The 1,122-nt window shown below is 59.0% G+C and carries 2 protein-coding genes; both read right to left on the bottom strand.

Annotated features, from left to right (window positions below; translation table 11 throughout):
* Nucleotides 1–6 precede the first annotated feature (6 nt).
* On the bottom strand, nt 7–474 hold the full coding sequence (locus tag Hhyl2_RS22350; RefSeq protein ID WP_483551635.1) for an IS630 family transposase: 468 nt from the start codon (nt 472–474) through the stop codon (nt 7–9).
* Nucleotides 475–508: 34 nt separating this feature from the next.
* On the bottom strand, nt 509–1,122 hold a 614-nt coding region (locus Hhyl2_RS22345), incomplete at its 5' end, for an IS630 family transposase (protein ID WP_483552992.1).

The raw sequence follows: 1,122 nt of genomic DNA, 5'->3' as shown, positions 1-1,122 counted from the left end.
GAGTGATCACTGTAACCTCTGAATATTGTTGGGAAGAAACGTCTCGATCCAGTCAACAGCGAAGCTAAGCTTGTGACTCAGCCGAAGGAACGTCTCGGTGACGAACTCTCTGAAGTGGTCTTTCCCCTCGAAGATGGTTGGTGAAATCTCGCGCTTGAGGTCTTTCCACAGCGGTTCGATCGCGTTCAGCGTCGGTGAGTACGGCGGGATGAAGACGAACTCGATGCCGAGTTCGTCGGCCCGTTTCTGCGTGAGCTTCGCGTGGTGCGAGCCGTAGTTATCGGCCACGAGCAGAATCCGACCCCGCGGATTCTGCTCGCGGATCTCTTCAAGCGCCTCAACGATCGTTTCCTTGATTAACCGCTCTTTGTACGTGATCACGCTCCGGCCAGTCAACGCATAGAAGCCAATCGACCGCCACGGCACCGTTACTAACGGTTTCTCTATCTGGACGGTGCGGTCGTACGACCACATCCGCTGAGAGTTCTCGAACGGCTGTGGCCACGCCTCATCGAAAAAATCCCAGCACGACAGGGTCTTCGTCCTCCTTTTCGTCTTTGTCTGTGTCCTCGCCGAGCGCCTCGGACAGGCGCTCGGCGAGAATCGCCTCTGCATCGTCGGGACTGCGGGGGTCCATCGGCCGTGGTTTGGCGTAGTGCATGCCCGAGGCCCGCAGTTTTCGGGCGAGATGGGTCGGGTGGTAGGTAACGCCGTAGCGGTGTTCGATGAGTGCGTGAATCTCGCGTGGCGTCCACGGTTGGCCCTGTTCAAGGACTGCGCAGAACTCGTCCCACTGTGCCGGGGTGAGCTTCGGCGGCCGACCGCCGCCGAAGCGTGGGCGTAGCCCCTCGATCCCGTTATGATTCCACGCGCGTGCCCAGCGACTACTCGTCGGCTGAGAGACGCCGACAGCTGCTCCAGCCTGCTGTTGGGTCTTGCCTTCATAGAGGTTCTTCACGAAGCAGAGTCGCCGGACGAGATGCGTCTCGTCCGCCTTCTGGGCGTCATCGATCGCTTGGTCCAGCTCCGCGTTCGACAAGTGCTCAACGACTTCAAACCGACGTGATCCGTCCATCACAGAGAATACGCTATCTGAGTATTCATCCGTTGCGCTGATCACTC

The sequence above is a fragment of the Haloarcula sp. H-hyl2 genome (assembly GCF_056934385.1).
Note: the sequence above shows the minus strand (reverse complement) of the source record. Positions and strands in the feature narration are given on the sequence as shown.